The sequence below is a fragment of the Vibrio sp. PSi01 genome, from assembly GCF_054960695.1.
Window position 1 is genome coordinate 144,811 of record NZ_JBHNYN010000004.1, and the last position, 26,351, is coordinate 171,161.

Genomic DNA, 26,351 nt, shown 5'->3' on the forward strand with positions numbered 1-26,351 from the left:
AATTAATTTCTCATATATACTGTGTAGTTCGTTCTACGGTTAATAGCAACTCAAATACATATAAATATGGTTGCACCAATCTCGCCCTATGGCCATGTTTTTGCTCTAATTTACGCAAAAAACTTGGCAATCGCTTGTTTAACCGTATCCTAAGTATAAAATTAAATTATAAGATCATCAGTACACTTTAGGCTCTCCACATAAATGGCATCTTCTTTTGTAACGTCGAGCTTGTTTCGATTTTGCTTTCCCTTACTTTTATTAGTAATGTTACTCGTAGGTATGAACAACGTCATTCTCGTGACGGAGTCAAACTTAGGGTTTGCTAGCAACCTCCCATATATTCTATTGAGCGTTGCCGTTCTGTTGTGTCATACATTCAGACAAGGCCGCATGGCAATGGTCTCTTCGACTATGCTTGTCGCATATCTCATTATCCAAGTTCGTTTGCAAACACCGCTAAACACAGGCACTACATTATTAGAGTTGTCTCTCCTTGCCACACTACTGCCAGTTACCTGCTTATTAGTCTATGCCTTCCCCGACAATGGCGTTAACTCTAAATCGATGTTCTTATATGCGTTGGTTGTGGTGTTGTTTATGGTCTGGGCACAGCTTATTGTTTCTCACTTCCATGCGGGCGGTTTTGAGTCGTGGAGCGAAGGCATACTGTTTACGGTAAGAGATTTTTCTAAGCTGCCATTTGTGCTCGTGTTGTACAGCCTTTGTTTATTAGGCTTAACGGCCATTTTGGTTTTGGTTTATAACCGCTCTATCGACGTTGTGGTTTATAGCGCTATCTTGCTTGCTTCATCTACCTTCACATTTTTTGATGTACAGTATATTTCGAGTACGATGTTTTCTTTGTCTGGAACATTGATAATCATCTATGTGATGTCAGCAAGCCACGATATGGCTTTTAATGACCAACTCACTAATATTCCTGGCCGACATGCCTTAGAAGTCGATATGAAGCACTTAGGGCGTAAATACTCGATGGCGATGGTCGATATTGATCACTTCAAGACGTTTAATGATACCTACGGACATGACATTGGTGACGATGTTCTCAAGTTAGTCGCACGACTCATCACTGAGACTGGTGGCGGCGCACGTGCTTATCGCTATGGCGGTGAAGAGTTCACGATCATCTTTAAAGGTAAATACGCTGACCAAGTTAAAGCTGACCTACAGGCACTCATCTCCGATATCCAAAATTACGACATGATTATTCGTAATACTCACGAACGCCCTGATGATCATGAAGTGGGTATGAAAAAGCGCGGCCAAAGTAGTAACCCGACAGAAGTGGTGAATGTTACGGTAAGTATTGGAGTATCTGATAGTACGACGACCAAACACCCTGAAGAGGTTTTAAAATTGGCCGACAACGCACTGTATAAAGCCAAAGAAACGGGTCGCAACAAGTTGATTGTTAGTAACTAAGTAACTAAGTAATTTAATCGGGAATGGCTAAAACGCTTAATAGCTCGATTCATTAATCAGAATAAAATTAATGAATACCAGAGAGGAAGATCAATCTTGGTTAAAGAAGATAACTAAGCTCCCTCCTTTCAAACTGCTTCCATAATTAATCGTCAATCCAATCCCGACATTGTCCACCCAATCATTAAACAGATTAGGATTGAGCAACCAGCCTACACTGCCTTCGTAATAGGATGATGTTCCCATAGATGCAACCGTATCGCCCCCGATATCAATTCTTCTGATACTTGAATACATCGAAGTAATGTTTCTATCCCAGCGTATTAAGTCGTAAAAAATCTTGGCTTCGTTTGCGATGTACCAGCCTTCAGGGTGCCCAATGTTGCCTTCATTCGCCTCACCCCAACCAATACCATTAAAGTAATGCCAACTGGTGCTTAGTTTGTATTTTCCCCAGTCATTCTTGTCTTCAAAGGTCAGTTTTACCTTAGGTTCTACGATGTATGCCCATGCGTCAGTATTCAGATACACGCCATCCAGTTGATCTTTATAAGGCTCAAGTAATGATGAGCGATATTCAAAGTCATTGCGATAATAAGAGATGTGGTTACCAATCGCCGAGCTAAAGCTCCAGTGTTCATCCAACTGGGTAACATTGGCAAATTCAAGATAACCAGAAACTACTGATTCTTTTTGAAAATCACTTTTCGTTGTCGATGCGTACACAACATCTTTCTCGATACGCAACGCTGATAGACGTAATGTTATTTCTTGATGATTATCTTCAATGTACTCTGGAAGTTCAAACGTATACGGAAAGCTGATCGAAGCAATATCTTTTCTTCGGCTCACAGAATCATTGGAACCAATGTCTTCGTTATCTAAACGAAAAACTTTATTGGGATCAAAGTTATTAATACCAAAAGTAAACACATCCGTATCGTTAAGCAATACGCTCGTCGCGAACGTGCGTTCGATATCCTTTCTAACTAGATCAGACAACGTAGTGGCACTCACTATTGCAGGGAAAACAGAGCAAAACAGCGGTAGGACAATCGCCTTGTTTGTTTTTACCAAAGGGCATAACTTTGAGTGTGGCATTTCTCTTATCACTAAATAACTTCCTAGCAGGCTGCTATCAGAAGTCTAAATTCAAACATAGAAAGGAGCTTGTCTATTAACGAGCAAGCTCCAAAATGTTGCGCTGTATAAAGGTATTTCTACCGCTTTGTTTAGCTTGATAAAGCGCTTGGTCAACCTTATCGTAGATAGACGCAATTGACTCATCGCCTCCCGGTATAAACGACAACACACCTTGTGACACTGTCACCCTATCAGACACCGTTGAATGATCGTGTGCGTAATTCATCTCATGAAGCGCTTCTTTGATTCTCATGGCCTGTAGACTAGCCGCTTCACTGTCCGTATCACTCAGAATTAAAACAAATTCTTCACCGCCATAACGACCAACATACTCACCCGCACGGACAAAGAGCTGTTTAAGGGTGCTTGCAAGCCCCTGTAAGCAACTATCTCCTTGAATATGGCCGTAATTATCGTTGTAGGGCTTAAAGAAGTCTACATCCAGTAGTATGACTGTCATAGGTATATTACGTCTTCCATGCCATGCAATACTTTCTTCAAGCTTAGTATCCATATATCGACGATTATACAATTTGGTAAGGCCGTCTTCGTTGGCCTGTTGTTGAAGGAGAATGTTGAGCTCTTCGAGTTTGGCGGTACTCTGCTTTAATTCTCGTCGCATATGAGCGATACGCTGCATCGCAATCAACTTGGAATTTAGAACAACTTTGTTAACTGGCTTAATCAGGTAATCGTCACCGCCAGCATCGATAGCCTTAGCGATCATTGCTGGCTCTTCGTGACCACTCAAAAATATAATAGGAACCCATTCAGGGAACCGACTACGAACCTCGTTAGCGACTTCAAAACCATCCATGTCTGGCATGCTAATATCGAGTAATACGAGTTCAGGATCAAAGTCAGAATAAACATCCAGGGCTTCTCTGCCGCTGCCTACAGCTTCAACAATATGACCCAGTTGCTTAAGCCGAATCGCAAGTTGCATTCTGTCTAGTTGAACATCATCAACCAGCAATATGCGCATCGAAGATCCCTTTTCTATCATCACATCACCTTTATCTAGTGTTGAATATTCAAAGTAGCTCAAATTTGGGCTTAAATCATGCCCTAATCTCTATATTATATTGACTTTTTTACAGATCTTTTTAGCATTGTTTCTTTTTAAAGAGAAATACTATGTCAGACGCTACAAACAACGAACCACAAGAAATCGATTTAACGACCATCTCGCCAGAGCTTCGTCAAGTTATCGAATTTGATGAAGTGCCAAAAGAGATGCACTTTATGGTTACTTCTATTCATGAAGTGTCTGAAGAAGCAGTACGTGAAGCATGGAATAGTCTTCCAGCAAGCGCACAAAATGTTTTGGACAACTTCGAGCAGTTCCAGGCTCTAATCAGTGTTAGCCAAGCTTTCGCTGGTGTTAACGTGATGGAAGAGTTCCCTACTCTTAAACTTCCAGAAGATATGTCTGACGAAGAAAAAGAAGAGTACCGAGCTCAACTGCTAGACCAAGTTCTACACAATTGTGTAAAAGACATGGTTAAACAAATCAAGAAAGCTCGTCGTGATGCTATCTTGAAGCGTGATTTTAAAGAAGTTTTTACTAAGTAAGTCGGGGCTAGCCTAGATTAGGCTGAGCGCTAACAGTATTACTTATTGACTAAGCCGCATGTTGCTTCAAACACGCGGCTTTTTTGTCTTCATTAATCTTATGTTTGCTAATGGTATCAGCGCTGCCATCGTGTCATGTCGTTCGCTGTTATGCTCATAAACTCATAAAGTCTGGCGTAAAAAATACATTAACACCGTACAAACGTAACGCGTGTTTCCATTCATGGAATCAAGATCGAATTTTAGTGTACGAACACGTAAGGTATCAACGATGCACACTACCTAAGCTACAATTCCAATCTAAAAATAAGCCGAATCTTAAATCCAAGAAGCCTGAACTAAAACATCAAAACCGCTTTAATGCGTAACCGCAATATCTCGCTGCGTGACACTCACACCTTTGATTTGTGCGTAAACTTGTTGACCAATTTCTAGGTTTAACTCATCCAGCGCCCACAGTGTGATCGTGGCCCACAGATAACATCCAGGTTCTAGTTCCAATTCGACAGCGACAGACTGTTTGTTAGAGCCCTGCTGATGCGTCTCTACGCTTCGAATGGTCACAGGAAGAATATTACGTATCGAAGTCCTTTGTGGCTGTTCTAGTGTGATAGAGACGTCATTTGCCCTAACTTGCAGCCTTACCGAAGCACCAATCTCACTTGACACTTTTTGAACCCATAACGATGTCGATTTTCCTAGCATTAAGCGAGACAGCGCATAATCATCATTGTGCTCAGCTAAAGTCGCTTCAAAAAGCGAACTTTGTTCTGAGAAAGATTGCCACGGCTGCATTGCTCTTGATGCCCATACCTCTTCGGTTACTCCCGATGAAATAACTTTGCCTTGCTCAATAATCACTAAGTGATTGGCTAAGCGTAAAATCTCATTAAGACTGTGAGTAACATAGATGATCGGGATCTGAACAGTTTCAGATAAATTTTCCAGAAACGGCATCACTTCACGTTTACGCGGCAGATCCAAAGACGCAAGTGGTTCATCCATCAACAGAATGCTTGGCTTAGATAACAGTGCACGGCCAATTGCCACACGCTGCTTCTCTCCGCCAGATAAGCGAGCTGGATAACGATCAAGTAACAAACCCAAAGATAACAACGAAACAATTTGGTCAAAATGCGCTTGATCGGCTCTTTTCATACCGTACTTAAGGTTCGCCGTCACCTTCATGTGCGGGAACAATCGAGACTCTTGGAACACATAACCGACATTGCGTTGGTGAGTCGGTAAATTAACGCCATTCTTGCTATCAAACAGAGTGGTTCCAGATACACTGATCAAACCCTTATCTGGCTGTTTTAGACCACTAATCGCATTAATGAGTGAAGTTTTTCCCGCGCCAGAACGACCAAAAATTGCAGTAATACCGCTACTTGGCAGCTCCAAGTCGATATCGAAAAAGGTTTCACCAAGTTGTTGTTGATACTGGAGGACTAATGCACTCATGCGTTTCCTCCCAATCGCTGTGATGATTTTCTATTTAGCCATTCAGATAACATCAACGAACTAAGCGCAATCACAATAGAGATGACGCACAAACGCGCCGCTTCCATTTCTGCACCAGGGGTTTCGATAAAGGTATACATGGCCAATGGAATAGTTTGTGTTTCACCGGGGATATTGGAAACAAAGCTTATCGTCGCGCCAAATTCACCTAAGCTTCTTGCAAAAGAAAGCATTGTGCCGGTGATGATCCCAGGGATCATCAAAGGTAACGTTATGGTGAAGAATACACGGATCGGAGAAGCGCCCAATGTAGCTGCAGCTTCTTCGAGTTTACAGTCTACTGTTTCTAAGCTGAGCCTGATAGAGCGAACCATTAGCGGCAACGCGACGACAACACAAGCAAGTGATGCACCCTTCCAGCTAAAGCTGAATACAATACCAAACACGTCATTGAGCCATGCACCTATTACCCCTTGTCTGCCCATCATCACCAACAACAAATAGCCGATAACCACAGGAGGAAGCACCAAAGGCAGATGCACGATGCTTTCTATAATACTTTTGCCAATAAACTGCTTTTTAGCAAGCAGCCACGCTAAGCCAATGCCGATAGGAATAAGCCATAAGATCGCAAACCCAGCAACTTTCAAGCTCAACATTAACGCTTGATATTCGTATTCCGATAAATACATCATTTAGCGCACTTCAAATCCAAAACTGTTCAAGGTGTTCTTCGCGTTCTTGCTCCTTAGAAAAATATAGAACTCTTCGGCAACCACTTTATCGCTCAATTTCGCTACAGGGTAACGTATCGGGGTATGTAAGTCTGATGGGAATGTCGACACTAGGTTCACTTCTTTAGAAAGCAGCGCATCTGTTTTGTAGACAATGCCAAGTTTAGCTTCACTACGCTCTACCAATGCCAACGCCATACGCACATTGTTGCTTGGCGCTAATCGAGCTTTAACATCATCCCAAACACCTAAAGCTTCTAACGCTTCTTTCGCGTAGATACCCGCAGGAACCGACATTGTGTTCCCTACAGCAAGTCTTTCATTGGTAAGCAGTTTAGCCCATTGTTCACCCTTTGAGAGATTCAAAGATACTGGCACCTCTTTCGGAGAAATCAGCACAAGCTCGTTTTCACACAAATTTGTGACATTGTCACTATAAACCAATTGGCGGTCTACTAAATACGTCATCCATTTGTCATTGGCCGAGATAAAAATGTCTGCTGGCGCGCCTCTTTCAATTTGGCGCACCAAAGAAGAGGTGCTCGCATAAACAGGAATCACATCGACAGAATGATTCTTTTCAAACTCTTCAACCAACAAATTTACTGCATTCGTCATCGATGATGCGGCATAAACTCGTAGTTTTTCAGCAGCAAAAAGATGAGTCGAACTCAACGATGTCGCAAATACTAAGGTGACAAGGGTGACGAGTTTTTTCATTTTAATCACTTATCTATTATTCGTTTTATTTATGACCTAGAACGCTAGGCTCAGGCCAAAACCTTTAATTCAGGCCAAAGCAGGTCAAGATTTAAATGCTCTTCGATAGCATCAGCGATTCGATTAATACCCAACTCTTTAAGTTGTTCATGGTCAATCGCTTTTACGCCGTTGGCTCCCGCCCATCCGCAAATAAGCGACAACGTATCACTGTTATCGAATACGCCATGCAAGTATGTGCCAAATATCGAGTTATCTTGATTCACAGCGCCATCAAGGTTGCCTGATTCTAACTGAACTGGGAATGACGTTTCATTGACATCGGTCCTACCTACGTGAATTTCATAACCTTTTACTGGTGCTGTTTTTCCATCAAGTGTCATGTTGCCGCGTACGTTGGTTAAGGTCTTCTGCTGCGTTAAGATCGTTTCTGTATCTAAATACCCCAATCCTTTACTACTGCCCGGCTCACCTTCCACACCATCTGGATCGTGGATGATATTGCCTAACATCTGATAGCCACCACAGATCCCCATCACCTTGCCGCCTAAGCGAAGATGACGCTGAATGTCTTTATCCCAACCTTGTTCTTTTAGGTAATCTAAATCCGATCTTACTGATTTTGTACCTGGCAAGATAACCAAATCCGCGTTATTTACGCGCTCGTCTTTGCCTACGTAACGTAAATCAATTGAAGGGTTGAGTCTTAGTGCATCAAAGTCTGTGTGATTGCTGATTCTAGTTAACACCGGAACCACGACTTTAAGTTTAGCTTCTCCGTCAGACTCTTGCGCAGATGTGATGGCATCTTCCGCTTCAAGGTTAAAACCATGCAGGTATGGCAGTACACCAATTACTGGTTTACCGGTTTTCTCTTCTAACCAATCTAGACCCGATTGAAGCAGCGCAATATCGCCTCTAAAGCGGTTAATCACAAAGCCTTTTACTCGAGCTTGTTCAGATTCAGATAATAGAGCCAATGTTCCATATAGGTGCGCAAACACGCCGCCACGGTCGATATCAGCCACGATAATGACTGGGATATCCGCTTTCTCAGCAAATCCCATGTTGGCGATGTCATTTTCACGTAGATTGATTTCAGCCGGGCTACCTGCACCTTCAATCATCACACTTTCATATTCGGCAGAAAGTCGATCGAATGAATCAATTACCGTATTCATCGCAACTTTTTTATAATCGTGGTAGCCGGTCGCTTCCATGTTGCTCAGTGCTCGACCTTGAAGAATCACTTGCGCGCCTGTATCAGAATTGGGTTTTAGCAATACAGGATTCATGTGAACCGTCGGCTCAATATTACAAGCTTGCGCCTGAACGGCTTGAGCGCGACCTATTTCACCGCCATCTTTCGTCACAGCACTGTTTAAGGCCATATTCTGTGGTTTGAAAGGTGCCACTTTGATTCCTTTCCTTGCCAAGACACGGCATAAACCTGCCGCCAAAACACTTTTCCCGGCATCTGACGTTGTGCCTTGAACCATAAGGGCGCTTAAAGGTGATCGCATTTGTACCTAAATCCTTAATTTCTTGATTTGTAATTGCTATCTGTTGGCAATATTTCTCTGCCACCATCTTAACGCCATTGCCGAGTAGATGCTCAATAAAATGAATGGAAAATGAATGTGTTACTCACTCTGCATTCAAACCGAGTGTTGTTTAATAGCCTCATCGAAACAAAGCTTCCAAGCGAAAAGAAGCGTATCAACTAAATGAAACGTTTCAACAAAACAACACTTAAGGATTCATCATGAAAAAAACTGTATTGGCTATCGCATCTACTATTATTCTTGCACCTACTTTCGCAATGGCTGGTGACCACCACAGCAATAGCAAACACGAGAACGCTATTGCTTACACAGGTCCAATAGAGACAGTTTCTGTTGCAACTCTACTTTCAGACACAAGTATGTTTGCAGAACAAGACACGGTTGTTGACGGCAAGATTGTTCGTCAGTTAAAAAGCGATACGTTTATCTTCTCTGACGGACAGAGCGAGATTCAAATTGAGTTGGACGATGACATCCGCCTAGCTGCACCTTTGACTGCAGACACAAAAATTCGTATCTTTGGCGAGTACGAAGGTGGCAAAACACCTGAAATCGAAGTTGATCACATTCAAGTTCTTTAAGCAGCAATCATAAATAACTTACTGTAATTAATAAGCTTCAATAAATTGGCCTGCATATTGCAAGCTTTTTTGTATATAATGCCGAAAATACAATTTATATGGAGTCACCATGCTAGGTCGCGCAAACAAGACAGTCCTTCTAGGGCTAGCTGCACTGTGTTCATTCTCTGCGTCTGCAAACAACTTTAACTACAACACATTCGAGCTACGCATGGGTACGAGCCCGAGTACGTTTGGTGGTGAAGTCACAACCATGTTTACCCAGAACTCTCATTTTGTTGCTCGTATCGATTCAGAATTTGAAAGTGATTGGGACGCAGCGGTAGGTATGGGATTCCACGGCCCAATAAGTCAATTTGCTGACGTTACAGGTCAAATGTTACTGCATAACATCGAACGTAATGACGACAACCACATCAAAACTGAAGTAAACATCGGTTTAAGAGCATGGATTTTGGCGAATGTTGAAGTCAATGCACGCCTTGGTCAGTTGATCGATAACGATGACACACGTTCGATTGTTGGTGTTGGCGCACGTTTTCACTCAACAGATCAGCTTTCTGTAGGCCTAGATATGCGTAATAACGGTACTTACGGACACCAAATTTTGATGTCAGCTCGATTCGGCTTCTAGGCTAGATTCGATTTATTACCTTGATCTAGTTGATTATCCTTATCCAGTTGAATCACTTTATCGAGTTAACTGACCTGGTCTCGCTTCATTTACTTAAATCTACACCTCAGAGATAATCCATCCATAAGTAGGTCTCGTTGATAAGTAGCTGTCGTTGATAAGCAACTTGGTGCTTTGAGAAGTAATACGTAACAACTCGAATTAAAAAAGCCCCGAGCATAATCATGATCGGGGCTTTTTATTACTTTCAATTATCGCTCGCTATTAGCTGTGTTAACACTTAGCGAGCAATTTGCTTCTACAGAGCAACCATCAGCATCTTTTTCTGATGATCTAAGTACTCTTCGTAAGTACCTTGGAAGCTAATCAGTTGCTGGTCTTTCACGTCAATAATGTGTGTCGCCAACGACGAAACAAACTCACGGTCATGACTGACGAAAATCAGCGTGCCAGTGTAAACCTTTAGTGCATCGTTCAGCGCTTGGATCGCTTCCATGTCCATGTGGTTGGTTGGTTCGTCCATCACAAGTACGTTAATGTCTTGCATCATTAGCTTGCCGAATAACAAACGGTTCTTCTCACCACCGGAACAGTTACGAGCCTTTTTGTTCGCATCATCAGCGGTAAACAGCAAGCGACCAAGAATACCACGTACCATTAGGTCATCATGTTTCACAGTACGCCACTGTGAGATCCAATCGAAAATGCTCAAATCGTTATCAAAGTCAGCTGTGCTGTCTTGTGGGCAATAACCTACAGACGCATTTTCAGACCATTTAACGATACCTTGGTTTTGCTCAAGCTCTTGAACTAAACATTTCAGCAATGTGGTTTTACCAACGCCATTCTCACCGATAACCGCAAGACGAGTACCCGCTTCAAGTAATAAGTTACCACCAGTAAACAGAGTTTCACCATCGAAACCATGGCCAAGGTCTTGAATCTCAAGCGCTTGACGGTGTAACTTCTTACCTTCACCAAAATCAATTGATGGGCTCATACGACTTGACGATTTCACTTCATCAAGCGTGATTTTGTCCATTTTCTTAGCACGAGAACTGGCTTGTTTCGCTTTAGATGCGTTCGCGCCAAAACGGTTAACGAAATCTTGAAGTTCGCTAATCTCAGCTGCTTTCTTCGCGTTACTTGCTAGAAGTTGGTCACGAATCAAACCCGACGCCTCTAGGAAGTACTCGTAATTACCAGGATAAACACGTAGCTCACCGTAATCGATATCCGCCATATGCGTACAAACAGAGTTCAGGAAGTGTCTATCGTGCGAAATGATGATCATTGTACACTTACGCTGGTTTAGCTCTTCAGCAAGCCAGTTGATCGTGTGGATGTCCAAGTTATTGGTTGGTTCATCAAGAAGCAGGATGTCTGGGTTTGCAAACAATGCTTGTGCTAATAGAACACGTAGTTTCCAACCCGGTGCAACTTGCTGCATTAAGCCGAAATGGAACTCTTCTTCGATACCCGCTTGGATTAGAATGTCACCGGCACGGCTTTCGGCTGTGTAGCCATCCATTTCCGCGAACTCACTTTCAAGTTCCGCGACTTTCATACCATCGTCTTCGCTCATTTCAGGCAAAGAGTAAATGCGATCACGTTCTTGTTTTACTTCCCACAATTTTCTGTCACCCATGATCACAACGTCGATAACGCTGTATTGTTCGAATGCGAACTGATCTTGGCTTAGAACACCCAGTTTTTCCCCTGGAGTGATAGAAACATTGCCCGAGCTTGGCGTTAACGCACCACTTAGGATTTTCATGAACGTTGATTTGCCGCAACCATTAGCGCCGATCAAACCATAGCGGTTGCCGTTACCAAATTTAGCAGAGATGTTTTCAAACAGCGGCTCTGCGCCAAATTGCATTGTGATGTTCGCGGTAGATATCAAAGAACTAATTCCTAAGCGTGTACTGACAGATAATTATTAGACGGACTAACGCGCCTAAATGAGAAGTACGAAAGTATGGATTAAACATAAAACGAAGCGCGGATTATATAGAGATCAGGATCACATTGTCGAGGTTAAACAGTGAACGGATAGCGAACAATGCACAATTAAATGCATTTCGTCGGTTATTCGGCCATAAAAAGAAAAAATCCCCACTAATTCCATTAGCAGGGATTCGATTTATCAAAAGTAAAAGTGTTAGATCTCGTTTTAACTAAAACCGCTTAACGCTATTTAGTTATTTTTTTCTGAACGTATTTTTGTCCTACATCGACAACCGCAACGTCTCTAAAGAAGCTTCTACCCAACAGAAGTGGGAAAGCAAGATGCGTTCGGTCTGCTAATGTAAACTCGGTTTTGTCTTTTAGATCACCGATTTGAATCGCAGCCACAACAACGGCACGTCGTTGTGTACCTTCAGCGCTTGATTGCTTGATCTTAACCCAGCGTTCTACAGGTAAACTGATCTCTTTGGTTGTGATGCCGTCATGTTCAATCTTGAACTTAACCCAGTCTTTTCCGTCACGTTCAAAATCAACAATATCAACCGCACTGATTGATGATGTTGTTGCACCCGTATCTACACGTGCTTTAAACGCTTCTTTCAAGCCCGGAACAAACACCCATTCTTCTTCTCCAAGAATAAGTTTGCCATCGCTTGTCTTCGTTGCTTTTTCTACTGGTTTCTCAACCGGTACTGGCTTTTTCTCTGGTTCGGTTGGTTTTACTTCTTCAGGCTTCTCTGTAGGTTCCGTGACCTTCTCACCTTCAGTTGCGTCAGTCTTTGAAGAGTCATCCACAACAGGTTGTTCTATTTGAGGCTTTTGCTCTGGTTCGACAGGAACTTGAGTCGTCGTGGAGCAAGCAAAAAGGCCACCACTTAGCATTAGAGTTACAATCGCTTTCCAATTATACATTCAGTCACCTTCTATTTTGAAACGTTGGCTATCGCTTTCGCTACATAAGGAATATGAGATTCAGAAAGACCTGCAATATTGATGCGTCCATCACCAACACCGTAGATTCCATATTCTTCACGTAATTGATTCATTTGAGTTTCTTTAAAGCCTAGTACAGTAAACATACCTTTATGGCTTTCAATGAAATCAAATTGTGACGTGTTATAAGTATTTCGCAATTCATCGCATAAACTTTGGCGCAGATTTAACAAACGCTGTTGCATTTCACTTAACTCTTGCTTCCAAATCGTTGTTAGCTCTTGATTCTGAAGAATTGTTTTCACTAGAGCCGCACCATGATCTGGCGGCATAGTGTAAGTTGAACGGGCCAGAGTTAGAAGTTTACCTTTTGCGTTACCAACGTGTTCGCTGTTCTTACCAATAACGATCGCAGCACCTGCTCTTTCACGGTACAAACCGAAGTTTTTCGAGCAAGATGTCGTGATAAGCATTTCTTCAACATTGTTAGCCATATGCTGAAGACCTTTTGCATCTTCTTCTAGGCCATCACCGAATCCCTGGTAAGCGATATCAACAAACGGTAAGAAACCATTTTTCTGCGATAACTTAGTAATTTCCTGCCACGCTTCAAAATCGATGTCAGCACCCGTTGGGTTATGGCAGCAACCGTGCAGCAATACTACGTCTGAAGGGCCCGCTTTCGATAGGTCTTCTAGCATTTTTGCAGTATCAACTTGCTTGGTTTGAGGACTGAAGTAATTGTAGTAGCGAACTTTCAAGCCAGCCGCTTCCATGACCGGTTTGTGGTTAACGTAGCTTGGGTTTGAAATCCAAACTGTCGTGTCAGGTTGAGAAACTTTCATTAAGTCTCCCAACATACGAAGTGCACCACTTGCACCTGGTGTTTGAATCGCAGCAACACGACCCATTGCAGAAGTCCCTTTAAGCAAAAGATCAACCATGCTCTGGTTGAACTCTTCACAGCCTGCTAGGCCAACGTAAGCTTTGGTTTTCTGAGTCTCGACAACAATATCTTGAGCCATAGAAACGGCTTTCATGATAGGTGTTTCGCCTTGGTCGTTTTTGTAAACGCCAATACCTAAATCGACTTTGTCAGTACGAGGGTCGCCACGGTAAGCGACAGAAAGAGATAAAATTGGATCTAAAGTTGGTTTTGGTAGATGTGAAAACATGAAAGTCACAACCCTTTGAAATTCAAGTAATGGCCTCCAAGTTATCATTTTATTTACAATTTAAGAAACAGAAATTCATCAAAGTTTTGATTTTTAGGAGATAACTCTAGTTGAGACTGGTGCAATCTAATATTCCCTATTCCATATAGTTCAATATTCAATCAATTTACAAATTTAGAACGTCATAACATAAAAAGCCTCAACAGAGAAGTTGAGGCTACTAATTTGCACCAATGTAGGTTGACGTTAACTAACGAAAGTCTACTAGAGTCGGAACCGATGAATAATTTGGTTTGAACTACCACGCCAATCTAACATTGGGTCTGCTTTATCTTGTTCAAAGCGACCGTCAATCAAGGTATCAACGTATTCCAATACTTGCTTCTGCTTATCATCAAGCTCATCGAGTTCATAGCCAGTCCACATCCAGATGTCTTTACCTTCGCACTCCGCTTTCACACGCTGAACAAGCTTCAGTACTTCAGACACGTTTGCAGGATGCATAGGATCACCACCAGAAAGCGATAACCCACGACGTTTAATTCGCGGATCCTGGAGATCTGCGATAATTTGGTCTTGCAGTTCTTGAGTGAACAAATGCCCAGAGTCTAACCTTTGCGTCGATTGGTTATAACACCCGCGACACTGGTGCACACAACCCGACACAAACAACGTGCAGCGTGTTCCTGGGCCATTTACAACGTCGATTGGATGATATTGATGATAATTCATAAGACAGTATTGAAAACTCGTTATTACTTAATAGGTTAAAGTGCAGTGCTGTAAGAACTGAAACGAAAGAATTGGTACCGACATGAAGCCGATACCAATCTTATTTCTTGAACCGTAGCTCTTCTAAGTGAGCGAGCTAAAGATCGCAGACCTTAACTAGGATCCTTTGTTAGATCAAAGGTGCTTCACGCGGCGTTTAACTTCTTCTTGCTTACCGAAGTTAAACGGTCGTGCATCTGGGCTACCAAGGTAACCGCATACACGGCGTGTTACGGATACTTTGGTTGAGTCATGGTTGCCACACTTAGGACACGTAAAGCCCTTACTTGTACAGTCAAACTCTCCGTTATATCCACACTCGTAACATTCATCAATCGGCGTGTTGGTGCCGTAGTAAGGAACACGTGTGTAGCTGTAATCCCATACGTTTTCTAGCGCTTCGATGTTCTTCTGCATGTTCGGGAATTCGCCGTAACAGATAAAACCACCACTAGAGATTTCAGGATAAGGCATCTCGAAATCGATCTTGTCGTATGGGTTCACTTTCTTCTGTACGTCTAAGTGGAAGCTGTTTGTGTAGTAACCACGGTCTGTTACGCCATCAATCACACCAAACTCTTTGGTATCGATGCTGCAGAAACGGCTGCATAGGTTTTCACTTGGTGTTCCGTATAAGCTGAACGCGTAACCTGTTTCTTTCGTCCAAGATTCTACTTCACGCTTCATGTACTCCACCAGCTCAAGCGCTTTAGTGCGCATTTCGCCGTCGTCGTACAGGTGAACGTCAGTGCCGTAAAGTGCGGTCATCGCTTCGTGGATACCAATGTAACCAAGAGAAACAGAAGCACGGCCGTTCTTGAAGATATCAGCGATTGAGTCGTCTGCTTTCAAACGAACGCCACATGCACCTTCCATATATAGGATTGGAGCAACACGCGCTTTCACGTTTTCTAGACGAGAAATACGAGTTTCTAGAGCACGACGAGCCAGCTTCAGTTTTTCATCAAGCAGCTCATAGAACTTAGCCATATCTTGCTTCGCGTTAATCGCGATACGTGGCAAGTTCAAGCTAACTACACCTAAGTTGTTACGTCCTTCATGAATCAACTCACCGTTTTCTTCGTAAGTATTCAAGAAGCTACGGCAACCCATAGGCGTTTTAAATGACCCTGTCACTTCTACTACTTTGTCGTAGTTAAGAATGTCTGGATACATACGCTTAGACGCACACTCAAGCGCTAATTGCTTGATGTCGTAGTTTGGATCTTGCTTCTGGTGATTCAAACCATCTTTAATCGCAAACACCAGTTTAGGGAACACGGCTGTTTTGCGGTTCTTACCCAAACCTGCAATGCGGTTTTTCAAGATAGATTGCTGGATAAGTTTTGAACCCCAGCTTTCGCCTAGACCAAAACCAAATGTTACGAATGGTGTTTGACCGTTAGCTGTGTGCAGCGTGTTTACTTCGTACTCCAGAGATTGGAACGCGTCGTAACACTCTTTCTCTGTACGAGAGATAGCAAAAGCTTCTGGGCTATGAATCTCCCACTCTTTCGCTAGAGATAAATGCTTCTCGTAGCTCGCCATAACGTAAGGTTCAAGAACCTCATCGATGCGGTTAATCGTAGTACCGCCATAGATGTGGCTCGCCACTTGCGCGATGATCTGCGCTGTTACCGCTGTTGCCGTAGAAATAGACTTAGGTGTGTCGATTTCTGCGTTACCCATCTTGAAGCCATGCGTTAACATGCCTTTCAGATCGATAAGCATACAGTTAAACATTGGGAAGAACGGTGCGTAGTCTAGATCGTGGTAATGAATGTCACCACACTCGTGAGCTTGTACGATGTCACGCGGCAAAATGTGAGTTTTTGCATAGTGTTTAGCCACGATACCCGCCAGCAAATCTCGCTGAGTAGGGATTACTTTACCGTCTTTGTTGGCATTCTCATTGATCAGATCAACATTGCTTTCTTCGATCAAGCCTTCGATCTCACGAGTTAAAGCGCTTTGCTTTTCACGTGCGATGTCACGGTCATGACGATATTCAATGTAGGCACGAGCCAGAGACTTATACGGTCCCTGCATTAGCTCATTCTCGACCAAAGTCTGAATTTCAGAAATATGAACTTCATCGTAGTCTTCGAGCTTCAACTCAACTGCTAATGCCACATTCAGAGCATAAATAGCAATTTCCTTATCGGCTTTGTCTGATGCTGCTTCCACTGCAGCTTGGATACGATCTCTACTGAATGGAGCTCTTGAGCCATCACGCTTGATTACGATTGATTTCACCACTTCTCCTTACTCTTGAGGTATTCACAGACTTATCCACAAACACACTATATAGAGCGATTTATCGTTTAACTAACACTAGATATTGTGGCGTATTTAACGAGAACCACCAACTTTGAGTATTGATTTGGATCAATAAAACGCGCACGCTGAACAAGATAAATCCAATATTATTACGTGAGTTCTCAAGTCGAAAAGAAACAATGCAACAATAAAAAAACTGCTAAAAAGAGTTGAATTTTTGGTAAGTGTTGTAGGATAACGGCTCAACTATATTGGACGACAAAATTAGGGATATTTGGAATGAAACGACTTCAAAAGTGGGTAATGCTAAGTTGCTTACTCAGTAGCCACGCATTTGCTGAACCTTTGACCATATCCAGTTGGAATATCGAATGGTTATCAACCAATGTGGCTGTGAATAAGTTTTCTGCCCAACGTGATCAAGCGGATTTCGATAAACTCGAACAGTATTTCCAATCCTTAGATGCGGATGTGGTTGCTTTTCAAGAAGTCGATGACGTCAATGCCATTCAACGCATCGCTGGCGATCAATATGAAACCTTGATGTCTGATCGTTCATTGCCCAAAAACAGTAACCGACAATTCAAAGAAGTGAACCAATATACGGGCTTCGCGGTTCGTAAAGGAATCGCTCTCACTGACTACGCTGACTTTCCTCTAGAAACGAGTGCTAACAGCAAGCTTAGGTTTGCCAGCTATATGGTTGTAGAAACGGACACAAAACCAATTCATATGTTGTCAGTGCATTTAAAGGCGGGTTGCAGCGGCGCGTATAAGTCTAACCGCGACTGTTCAAGGCTCAAAGACCAAGCTCAACAACTGAATAAGTGGATACAGCAAAGAGAACGTAAAGGCGAAGACTACGCGATTCTGGGCGACTTTAACCATAACCTCTCCTATTCAAGAGATTGGATGTGGAAAGATATGACGCAAAATACCGATGCTCAGTTGGCAACACGAAAAACTCGAGCAGATTGTAAGGTACGCTCAAACCGCAATAATCACCGTACACATCAGTTTCGTTCAGTGATTGATCATATTGTGGTGAGCAAATCCTTGAATGCTTCTCCTGCGAAACAAAAGGTATTTGAAACGCAAGATGTGCTGGACTACAAACTCAGTGACCACTGCCCAGTTTCAACGACTATTAAATAGTAGATTTTAGATAACAGCAGATTGTAGATAACAGCAGATTGTAGATAACTGAAAATAATAGAAACAGTAAATATAGAAAGAGGCTGACTGACTTTCGTGCTGAAAGCGAGTCAACCTCTATGCTTGGTCAGCTCAGAACGGATAACGTCAAAGCCAATGTAATCAGCTATAAGCTTGCTACTAACAGGTTTTGTTCATACGATCCGCCAGCCACATTCCCACCAGCATGCTTATCATAAACACCCACACCGTCGGGTTGCCGCCACTTAGGCTGGTTACCGCAGGGCCTGGACAAAAGCCTGCAATCCCCCAGCCTAAGCCAAACGCTGTAGATCCAAGAATCAGCTTTCTGTCTATCAACGGATTGTTACGGCTATCTAACGGCTCGCCATTGATGGCTTTAGCGCGCTTTTTAATGACCAGATGATAAAACGGTGCAAAGACCAATAGCGCGCCACCCATGACGAATGCCAAACTAATGTCCCAGTTACCGGTAATGTCTAAGAAGCCGAGTACCTTCTCAGGATCAACCATCCCTGAGATGATCATGCCAGAGCCAAAAAGAATACCTGCGACCAAACCGATAACGATAGTAAATGAAGCGTTTTTCATTATGCCCCCAAGCCAGTCAGATTCTTGATAAACACGGTTACGATTGCCACACCCATAAATACACAGGTCGCAACAATAGAACGTTTAGATAAACGAGCCATTCCGACAATGCCATGCCCGCTAGTACAACCGTTCGCTGTTTTAGTACCAAAGCCCACCAGAAGGCCAGCAATAATCACTAAAGCGAGATTCATCTCTTCTAACTGCGGAAGTTGGTAGCCCGTCGGAATTAATAGCCAACCACTTGCGACCATTCCCACAACAAAGGCGATACGCCAGTGTTTTTCGGTGTTTGCTGTATCCGCATCTTTACGTTCTTTGTTGCTGGTGCCAGTTGGCAATAATCGGCTGACAATGCCACTAATGCCAGCAACTCGACCAATCCCCAACATTAAAACAATGGCCGACACGCCTAACAACATGCCGCCGAAAAAAGCATCCCAAGGAATCAAACTAAGCACAAACCTCTCCTATCCACAAACATCATAAACTCATAACAACCTATAAATTAGAGTTTACTAATAAATATAAATTAGTCAATGCTAATGTACTGCGAGTATGTGTCGTTTTGTAAGTCTGGAATTAACAAGCGCCCTGCATGAAAAAAGCCCCTAGGCGTTAACCTAAGGGCTTATGATTTAATTCGGTTGTATTGGTTGTATTATGTAAGCTACTTAGTCTTGTTCTTTTCAGCTATCCACTGGGACATATACTTCGTGCTCGCCATGCTGTGGTGTTTGAGCATCGAACCAAAGAAGTTATCCAGTCGATGAGATTCAAGATCCGACTCTAACGCAATCAATCGCTCAATCAATGTGTCGCCCAGTTTATTCTGCTCGTAGTGCGCTTCAAGGATTGAATGACATCGGCTTTGTGCCTTAAGCCACTTCTCTTCATCTTTATAAAGGGCAACTGCAGCTTCAACAAATTCGTCGATATCATCAGCAACCGCACCTGGCCATTGCAGTTCTCCTTGTGGCAACATGCCTTCGCTGCCGATTTCACTGGTCACGTTCGGAGTCTGTAGCTTCATCGCATCAAGTAACTTGCCTTTAATGCCTGCGCCAAATCGTAAAGGTGCAACACAAACACGAGCCTGCTCCATCACTTCTTGAGCGTTTTTCGCCCAACCTTTGATATGGAAGCCAGTTTTAGGGTTATGCAAAGCCGTCGCTTTCGGTGGCGGGTAAGATCCATAAATATGAAGTTCAGTGTCTGGCAACTGCTTGCGAATCTTCGGCCAAATCTTCTGTAACTGAAGTACGGCATCCCAGTTCGGTGCGTGTCTAAAGTTACCTATCGTCATGAAATGCTTACGTTCTTCAAAGCTTTTCGTGCTTTCAGGTAGAGTGTTGAGATCAACCATGAACGGCAAGTGATGAAGCAGTTTTGGATCGATATTGAACTCAGCTTGAAGCAGTTCCATCTCGTAGCTAGAAATGATCAACGAAAGATCACAGCGTAGAATCGCGGCAATTTCACGTTTAGCCAAGTCACTGTACAAATGCGCTTTAGTCAGTTCTGTCTCTTTCTTAACCGCTTCGTGTCGAGCATTACGTAAGAACTGTAAATCTTCCGTATCCAGTAACTTAAACGCATTCGGGCATACCTTTTCCACGCGCCAACCAAACTGCTCTTCCATCATGAAACGGTCAAACATCACGACATCGGGTTGCAGCTCTTCGATGTACTGGTCAAAGCTATCGCAATTCAACTGTATAGATTGGCTTGTGATGTCCTCTTCAGAGAGATCAATCATGTGCTCGGTTTCTTGAGCTGGCGTTGCAAATTCAACTGACCAACCTTGTCTCTTGAACAATCGTAAAAGTGACATCATATGGCTGCCAGCCGCCGATGAATTCGGTTCAGGCCAAACGTAGCCAATTGCTAAAACTTTCTTCAAAACACTTCCTAAGAAATAACAAAAGGGACTAGATTAGTCCCTAATTAAACGTTTATCGATGACGGTCGGTTTGTACCGCTGATTATAATTGGTTCTAAGAACTCAGCGATCAGATCCGCTCACCCACATTGCGAGCTATCATAAGCACTTCGTCAGCAGAGTACAGGTTTGAAATCGTGGTTTCGACCTCTGCTCCCAATGTCGACTGATACAGCTTCAGCGCAAAGTTATCCGCTCTGGTGGTCACTAAAACATGCTTTAGTGTTGAGCCTTGCTCCGCCAAATGCTGTTTTACCTGCGGCAGGGAATCTAGAATCAGCTTTTTGCCCAATCCTTTACCCTGTGCGCTTGGTAATACCGCAAGTTGTTCTAACTCTAATACAGCTTCAGGTCTAAACCCACTCTTCTGAACCCAGATGATGTAACCCACGATCTCACCTTCACTCTCTGCAACAAAGTTAAGAAAGCGTGGCGCGGCATTTAAGTTACATTGTAACCAATCGTTTGAGTTCTGTTGTCGAACAAACGTTGCTTGGTGGACTAAAGCCGCCCCATCTAGGTCGGCTTTAGTCATAAGACGTACTTTGGTTACTGTATCCATCAGCGTTATTCGCTCGCTGAATTCGGGTGTGTTTTACAGTGTAAAATGGCTCTTTCTAAAAGCTCTAACGCAGATTTGTCGGCTTCTGGAAGCTTAGCATCTGATTGACCTAGTGGTTCAACACGGCTACCCCATTTAATGTGGCCAGCACCCCACGTTAAACCCGCTCCAAATGCCGCAACAAGAATGTTGTCGTTAGGCTTAACGAAACCTTGTTCTAGCGATTCACACAATGCGATTGGCACAGTCGCTGCGGATGTGTTGCCGTAGTTTTGGATATTAACAAACGCTTTCTCGCGATCGATACCCGCCATATCACACAGAGTTTGAATGATTCGGATGTTCGCTTGGTGCGGAATCACAACGTCAATGTTGTCGGTTGAGATACCTGTGCGGCTCAATACTGTGTGTGCCGCTGCGCCCATGCCTTTCACTGCACGTTTAAAGATCTCTTTACCAACGAAATCAAAGTCCCAGTAGCCGTTATCAGCGGCAAAGCGGTCCATAGAAGTACCGAATTTTGGTACCGCTAGAATATCACGGCCTTCAGCATCACAACCGATCTGAGCTTCTTGTAAGCCAACTTGCTCTTCAGTGCGAGATAGAACCACTGCACCAGCGCCATCACCGAACAGAACTGCAGTATCACGCTTGGTCCAGTCGATGAAGAATGACAGACGCTCAGCACCGACAACGATAGCATTGCGGTAGTTACCCGCTTGAATAAGTCGAGTCGCGGTTTCAACACCGTAAATGAAGCCAGTACACGCTGCGTTAAGGTCGAAAGCCGCTGCACTTTTAATGCCTAGGTTCTGTTGAACCTTAGACGCAGTATTTGGAATAAGAGAATCTGGGCTGCACGTCGCGATGATCACGAGGTCGATATCTTCGGCAGTAAGGCCGGCACACGCCATGGCATGTTTTGCTGCAACAGTCGCTAGCTCAGAGGTATTTACATGACTGATACGACGGTTTTCGATACCAGTTCGAGTTCGAATCCACTCGTCAGACGTATCAATGAAAGTGCTTAGATCATCATTGGACAGCACGGCTGGTGGTAGACACTTTCCCCAGCCAGTAATTTCGGCGTAAAATTTTGTCATCATTTACCTGTTTATTGTTTGTTTTTATTTAAGTATCGTATTCTAGTTTTAAACAGTATAAGCGCTCCGTGCGTGATTCGTAAATCGCGTTAGCAACGGAGTTACAATAAAAAGAGAAAGTTATGTCTACATTCAACACACGCTGCCCTTCTTGTAATGGCGTAAACCGAGTTCCTTTAGAAAGAATTTCAGAAAGCCCAACTTGTGGTAAGTGCAAAACAGCACTGCTCGATGGCGCTCCTATCGAGGGAACGTCACTTAATTTCCAATCTATCTTGAACAGTTCACAACCTGTGGTTGTCGATTTCTGGGCAACATGGTGTAACCCATGTGTGGGCTTTGCGCCTGTGTTCAGCGACGTAGCAAAAGAGCGTTCTGGAGATGTTCGATTCGTTAAGGTTGATACCGAAGCTCAACAGCAGCTTGCCGCAATGTACCAAATCAGAAGCATTCCTACTGTGATGGTATTTAAGGACGGAAAACGTGTCGACACGATCAACGGTGCGTTACCAAAAAATCAATTTGATCAATGGCTTAATCAAGCTCTGACTAAATAAGTTTGTTTCGATTCTTTCAGTAATCAACAAACAAAATAGGTTAAGGAACCTTAATGAATAAGGCTCCCTAACCTATTGTAAATACGCCTGTTATCTCTAATCTGTGCTTCTAACCCGTCATTTCATGTTCTGCGCTTTCATTCGCGCCTTGCTCGTTTATAGTGTCTTTCTTATCCAAGCTATATTGCTCTTTCATCTGATCAGCTATTTTCTCAGCAATCATTATGGTTGGCGCATTGGTATTGGCCCCGACTACTGTCGGCATAACCGACGCATCAATGACTCTTAAGTTGTGTACCCCATGGACTTTAAGATCTTTATCTACCACAGCTAGTGAATCATCAGCGATACCCATTTTACAGGTTCCAACAGGGTGATATTGAGTATCCGCCCGGTTACGGATGTCTTGCTCGATAGCTTTGTGATCATTAGCATCGACAGGATAAAAAGCATTGCCACGGATATCATCGAACGCCGAGCTCTCTAGCATTTGATACTGCTTCTTCCAGCCTTTAATCATCACGTCCATGTCTTCAGGGTGACTGAAAAATGCAGGGTCGATCTTAGGCGGATCATAGGGATCACTACTATTGAGCGTTACCGTGCCTATACTTTTCGGTCGTAGCAAGGTGACATGAGACGTAAACCCATGACTGGTATGTATTTTTCGGGCATGGTCATCAACCACAGCGACCACAAATACAAACTCTAAATCTGGCACGGCGATATGATCTTCGGAACAAAGAAAGCCTATCCCCTCAGCAAAATTGCTGCTCATTTTCCCACGGCGTTCTTTATGCCATAAGGGTAAAGCTTTGGTCATTTCAGAGGCCATTTGCAACGAGATACCGAAAGTTTCACGCTTTTCACTGCACTTGTACGAATGTACCAAGTCGATATGGTCTTGGAGGTTCTTGCCCACACCGGGTAGTTCGTGAACCTGCTCAATTCCGTGCGTCTCTAGTTCACCTTTAGCGCCGACACCCGACAGTAACAGCAATTGGGGGGAACCAAAGGCACCAGCGGATAGAATCACTTCTTTGTTGCATTGGATCTGGTAACGCTTGCCGTTAGAACCATATTCGACACAAATCGCCTTCTTGCCTTCAAACAAGACCTTATGCGTGGTTGCCTTGGTCACGACCGTTAGATTTGGTCTCGAAAGGTTTGGTGTTAAATAAGCCTTGGCAGCACTGCATCGTTCGCCATTAATCTGAGTCACCTGAGTCGGCATCGCACCAAATTGAGCCGCACCGTTGATGTCTTTATTACGAGGAACCCCTATCGACTCACATCCCGTTAAGTAACGTTCCAACATCGGGCTTGGCGATCGAAGGTTCGCCACATTCAAAGGACCACCTTGGCCATGGTACTCATCTTGGTGAACTTCGTTATTTTCCGCTTTCTTAAAGTAAGGCAAACACGATTCATAATTCCAGCCAGTGTTACCCAAGCTTTCCCATGTGTCATAGTCGTAACGGTGCCCACGAGCATACATCATGGCATTGATAGAGCTAGAACCGCCCAGTGTCTTACCTCTCGGTTGGTAACCTTTACGACCATTCAAACCCGGTTGTTCAACGGTTTCAAAGGCCCAGTTGTTGAGTTTGGTTGGCATCATTGCCACCACGCCAACCGGAGTATGAATGAACGGGCTGCTGTCTTTACCACCCGCTTCTAATAAGCAAACCGTGATATTCGGGTCTTCAGACAGCCGCGAAGCCATGACACAACCCGCAGAACCACCGCCAACAATAATAAAATCATAACTATCCATTGGTTGCCTCCGCTATTTCTAGTGGGTGTAACTCTCGCTTCAAAATCTTGCCTGTCGCCGTCATTGGTAGCGCTTTACGAATAAACACCTTACGAGGGTATTTGTAATCCGCTAATTGCTCACGACACCAAGCTATCAGCGCCTTGCTATCAGGTTGTGTATGTTCATGAAGCACAACATGGGCATGAATTTCTTCGCCTAGACGATCATGATATTCACCCACCACCGCGACCATTTCGACATCGGGATGACACATCAATACTTCTTCGATTTCACGCGGATACACGTTGTAACCACCACGGATGATCATGTCTTTAACGCGATCGACAATGAATAAATTGCCGTGCTCATCGGTGCGTCCGATATCTCCCGTTAGGAACCAACCGTCCCTGATGGCTTCTGCCGTGGCTTCTGGCCTTTGATAGTAGCCTTTCATGACACTTGGACTCTTGATGCATACCTCACCCAGTTCACCCATGGCGACTGAGTTACCTTGGATGTCTGTAATCTTTATAAGGTGACCACATAAGGGTTGACCCACACTGCCAGACAATCGGTCACCATCAATATGATTAAACGTGGCAACTGGCGCAGTTTCAGACAGACCATAACCTTCCAATACCGGAAGTTCGAATCGGGATTCAAATTGTCGGATAACCTCAAGAGGCATAGACGCACCACCAGACACACCAAGCCTTAAGCTATGTTTAACCTGTTCAGATCGTTTGGTTATTTCTAAACTACTAGAGGACTTTTCTCCCGCTTTTAGAAGCGCAATATACATAGTAGGAACACCCGCAAATACGCTTACTTTATGGTTAATGATCTGTTCGATCACCAGTGAAGGTTCGAAACGCGGAATCAACACCATGGTCGACCCCGTTAACACACTCGCATTCATCATCACTGTCTGGCCGAAGCTATGGAACAGAGGAAGCGTGGCCATTGTCGTATCGCTGTATTCCAGTCTCATTAAATACTGTGACGACATCGCATTGGTTTGCATGTTGGTGTGGGAAAGCTCTGCGCCTTTTGGCTGACCTGTAGTACCTGAGGTATACAGAATTACAGCTGTATCATCACCATTGCACGCCACAGACTCAAACGAAGCCAAAGGTTGTGCCATCCAGTCGGTAATCGATTCATGTTGCTGATGTGCTTCTGAAGGAGTTCCTGAGCTTGTTGGGATTGGCATATGAATAAAATGTTCACACTGATTTGCCTGCTCGAAGCCTTGTAATCCATAGCGTCCAATTGGCAGCTCTTCACTGCCCTCAAAGCATAAATAAGCTTTCGTATCTGAATCATTAAGGTGATAAGCGATCTCTCTGGCCTTGAATAACACATTCAAAGGCACCACCACACAGCCCGCTTTTAGAATCCCGTAATAAGCGATTGGAAAATATGTGACGTTCGGACACGACAACGCGACCTTATCTCCCTTCTTTAACCCGAGTCTTTTTAGATTCGCGGCCACGTTTCCAGAAAGTTGTTCTAACTGAGAAAAGCTGACTTCATCCGATCCCATACGCAGAGCGGCTTTAGTTGGAAAAAGCGAAGCGCTGCGCTCCAAGTTAACAGCAAGATTGTGCATCCATGGTCTCCTTATTCGGCTTGACCTAGCGGTCACATTAGCCTTAGACGTTTTAAT

24 protein-coding genes are annotated in these 26,351 nt (G+C 43.6%); 6 read left to right on the forward strand and 18 right to left on the reverse strand.

The window, feature by feature from the left end; translation table 11 throughout:
• Window positions 1–204: 204 nt before the first annotated feature.
• Window positions 205–1,446 carry a GGDEF domain-containing protein gene (locus ACFI6G_RS07810; RefSeq protein WP_171342274.1) on the forward strand — a complete coding sequence of 414 codons (1,242 nt, stop codon included), beginning with the start codon at window positions 205–207 and terminating at the stop codon, window positions 1,444–1,446.
• Between the two features lie 90 nt (window positions 1,447–1,536).
• Here the strand turns inward: ACFI6G_RS07810 and ACFI6G_RS07815 are convergent, their stop codons facing one another.
• Both ACFI6G_RS07815 and ACFI6G_RS07820 read right to left on the reverse strand, forming a co-directional pair.
• Entirely contained in the window at window positions 1,537–2,547 is a 1,011-nt protein-coding gene (locus tag ACFI6G_RS07815) for a Solitary outer membrane autotransporter beta-barrel domain (protein ID WP_016767197.1), read from the reverse strand.
• A 76-nt stretch (window positions 2,548–2,623) separates the two neighbouring features.
• Window positions 2,624–3,595 (reverse strand): GGDEF domain-containing protein, encoded by a 972-nt coding sequence (locus tag ACFI6G_RS07820; protein WP_016795356.1) that lies wholly within the window; start codon window positions 3,593–3,595, stop codon window positions 2,624–2,626.
• 131 nt (window positions 3,596–3,726) lie between these two features.
• On the opposite strand from ACFI6G_RS07820, the gene ACFI6G_RS07825 reads away from it, so the two are divergent.
• Window positions 3,727–4,164 carry a DUF3069 domain-containing protein gene (locus tag ACFI6G_RS07825; protein WP_462710216.1) on the forward strand — a complete coding sequence of 146 codons (438 nt, stop codon included), beginning with the start codon at window positions 3,727–3,729 and terminating at the stop codon, window positions 4,162–4,164.
• A 357-nt stretch (window positions 4,165–4,521) separates the two neighbouring features.
• Here ACFI6G_RS07825 and modC read toward each other — a convergent pair whose 3' ends face one another.
• The 4 genes from modC to ACFI6G_RS07845 are packed head-to-tail and all read right to left on the reverse strand — an operon-like array spanning window position 4,522 to window position 8,605.
• Window positions 4,522–5,628 carry a molybdenum ABC transporter ATP-binding protein ModC gene (gene modC / locus ACFI6G_RS07830; RefSeq protein WP_016767195.1) on the reverse strand — a complete coding sequence of 369 codons (1,107 nt, stop codon included), beginning with the start codon at window positions 5,626–5,628 and terminating at the stop codon, window positions 4,522–4,524.
• A complete protein-coding gene (gene modB, locus ACFI6G_RS07835; protein ID WP_016767194.1) occupies window positions 5,625–6,323 on the reverse strand; it encodes a molybdate ABC transporter permease subunit in 699 nt (232 codons plus the stop codon). The genes modC and modB overlap by 4 nt, the downstream gene beginning before the upstream one ends.
• A complete protein-coding gene (gene modA / locus ACFI6G_RS07840) occupies window positions 6,324–7,082 on the reverse strand; it encodes a molybdate ABC transporter substrate-binding protein (protein ID WP_016767193.1) in 759 nt (252 codons plus the stop codon).
• Window positions 7,083–7,132: 50 nt separating this feature from the next.
• Window positions 7,133–8,605 (reverse strand): cobyric acid synthase, encoded by a 1,473-nt coding sequence (locus ACFI6G_RS07845; protein WP_462710217.1) that lies wholly within the window; start codon window positions 8,603–8,605, stop codon window positions 7,133–7,135.
• Between the two features lie 242 nt (window positions 8,606–8,847).
• On the opposite strand from ACFI6G_RS07845, the gene ACFI6G_RS07850 reads away from it, so the two are divergent.
• Window positions 8,848–9,228, forward strand: coding sequence for a YgiW/YdeI family stress tolerance OB fold protein (locus tag ACFI6G_RS07850; protein WP_010429722.1), 381 nt, complete (start codon window positions 8,848–8,850; stop codon window positions 9,226–9,228).
• 109 nt (window positions 9,229–9,337) lie between these two features.
• Window positions 9,338–9,862 (forward strand): hypothetical protein, encoded by a 525-nt coding sequence (locus tag ACFI6G_RS07855; protein ID WP_010429725.1) that lies wholly within the window; start codon window positions 9,338–9,340, stop codon window positions 9,860–9,862.
• Window positions 9,863–10,160: 298 nt separating this feature from the next.
• Here the strand turns inward: ACFI6G_RS07855 and ACFI6G_RS07860 are convergent, their stop codons facing one another.
• The 5 genes from ACFI6G_RS07860 to nrdD all read right to left on the reverse strand — a co-directional run bounded on the left by ACFI6G_RS07860 (window position 10,161) and on the right by nrdD (window position 16,968).
• Window positions 10,161–11,768, reverse strand: coding sequence for an ABC-F family ATPase (locus ACFI6G_RS07860; RefSeq protein WP_010429727.1), 1,608 nt, complete (start codon window positions 11,766–11,768; stop codon window positions 10,161–10,163).
• 290 nt (window positions 11,769–12,058) lie between these two features.
• Window positions 12,059–12,745 (reverse strand): putative ATP-dependent zinc protease, encoded by a 687-nt coding sequence (locus tag ACFI6G_RS07865; RefSeq protein ID WP_016785261.1) that lies wholly within the window; start codon window positions 12,743–12,745, stop codon window positions 12,059–12,061.
• Between the two features lie 11 nt (window positions 12,746–12,756).
• Complete coding sequence (locus ACFI6G_RS07870) at window positions 12,757–13,941, reverse strand: amino acid aminotransferase (protein WP_462710218.1); 1,185 nt, start codon at window positions 13,939–13,941, stop codon at window positions 12,757–12,759.
• A 264-nt stretch (window positions 13,942–14,205) separates the two neighbouring features.
• On the reverse strand, window positions 14,206–14,673 hold the full coding sequence (nrdG, locus tag ACFI6G_RS07875; RefSeq protein ID WP_010429735.1) for an anaerobic ribonucleoside-triphosphate reductase-activating protein: 468 nt from the start codon (window positions 14,671–14,673) through the stop codon (window positions 14,206–14,208).
• A 174-nt stretch (window positions 14,674–14,847) separates the two neighbouring features.
• A complete protein-coding gene (gene nrdD / locus ACFI6G_RS07880) occupies window positions 14,848–16,968 on the reverse strand; it encodes an anaerobic ribonucleoside-triphosphate reductase (RefSeq protein ID WP_462710219.1) in 2,121 nt (706 codons plus the stop codon).
• Window positions 16,969–17,271: 303 nt separating this feature from the next.
• Here nrdD and ACFI6G_RS07885 point away from each other — a divergent pair, with 303 nt between their 5' ends.
• Entirely contained in the window at window positions 17,272–18,147 is an 876-nt protein-coding gene (locus ACFI6G_RS07885) for an endonuclease/exonuclease/phosphatase family protein (protein WP_462710220.1), read from the forward strand.
• A gap of 180 nt (window positions 18,148–18,327) precedes the next feature.
• On the opposite strand, the gene ACFI6G_RS07890 is transcribed toward ACFI6G_RS07885, so the two are convergent.
• The 5 genes from ACFI6G_RS07890 to ACFI6G_RS07910 form a co-directional block, all read right to left on the reverse strand.
• Window positions 18,328–18,759 (reverse strand): YeeE/YedE family protein, encoded by a 432-nt coding sequence (locus ACFI6G_RS07890; protein ID WP_016787649.1) that lies wholly within the window; start codon window positions 18,757–18,759, stop codon window positions 18,328–18,330.
• A complete protein-coding gene (locus ACFI6G_RS07895; protein WP_010429747.1) occupies window positions 18,759–19,220 on the reverse strand; it encodes a YeeE/YedE family protein in 462 nt (153 codons plus the stop codon). Before ACFI6G_RS07895 ends, ACFI6G_RS07890 begins: the two co-directional genes overlap by 1 nt.
• A 209-nt stretch (window positions 19,221–19,429) precedes the next feature.
• A complete protein-coding gene (locus ACFI6G_RS07900; protein ID WP_102357851.1) occupies window positions 19,430–20,662 on the reverse strand; it encodes a glycosyltransferase in 1,233 nt (410 codons plus the stop codon).
• 109 nt (window positions 20,663–20,771) lie between these two features.
• Window positions 20,772–21,236 (reverse strand): GNAT family N-acetyltransferase, encoded by a 465-nt coding sequence (locus ACFI6G_RS07905; protein WP_462710251.1) that lies wholly within the window; start codon window positions 21,234–21,236, stop codon window positions 20,772–20,774.
• Window positions 21,237–21,268: 32 nt separating this feature from the next.
• The gene (locus ACFI6G_RS07910; protein WP_016785269.1) at window positions 21,269–22,366 is read right to left on the reverse strand and encodes a ketoacyl-ACP synthase III; all 1,098 of its coding nucleotides are present in this window, start codon (window positions 22,364–22,366) and stop codon (window positions 21,269–21,271) included.
• A gap of 122 nt (window positions 22,367–22,488) precedes the next feature.
• Between ACFI6G_RS07910 and trxC the strand changes: the two genes are divergently transcribed.
• Window positions 22,489–22,923, forward strand: a complete 435-nt coding sequence (gene trxC / locus ACFI6G_RS07915) for a thioredoxin TrxC (protein ID WP_462710221.1) — start codon at window positions 22,489–22,491, stop codon at window positions 22,921–22,923.
• 109 nt (window positions 22,924–23,032) lie between these two features.
• Here the strand turns inward: trxC and ACFI6G_RS07920 are convergent, their stop codons facing one another.
• Both ACFI6G_RS07920 and ACFI6G_RS07925 read right to left on the reverse strand, forming a co-directional pair.
• A complete protein-coding gene (locus ACFI6G_RS07920; RefSeq protein WP_462710222.1) occupies window positions 23,033–24,700 on the reverse strand; it encodes a GMC family oxidoreductase in 1,668 nt (555 codons plus the stop codon).
• Window positions 24,693–26,294 carry a long-chain-fatty-acid--CoA ligase gene (locus ACFI6G_RS07925; RefSeq protein WP_462710223.1) on the reverse strand — a complete coding sequence of 534 codons (1,602 nt, stop codon included), beginning with the start codon at window positions 26,292–26,294 and terminating at the stop codon, window positions 24,693–24,695. The genes ACFI6G_RS07920 and ACFI6G_RS07925 overlap by 8 nt, the downstream gene beginning before the upstream one ends.
• Window positions 26,295–26,351: the final 57 nt, after the last annotated feature.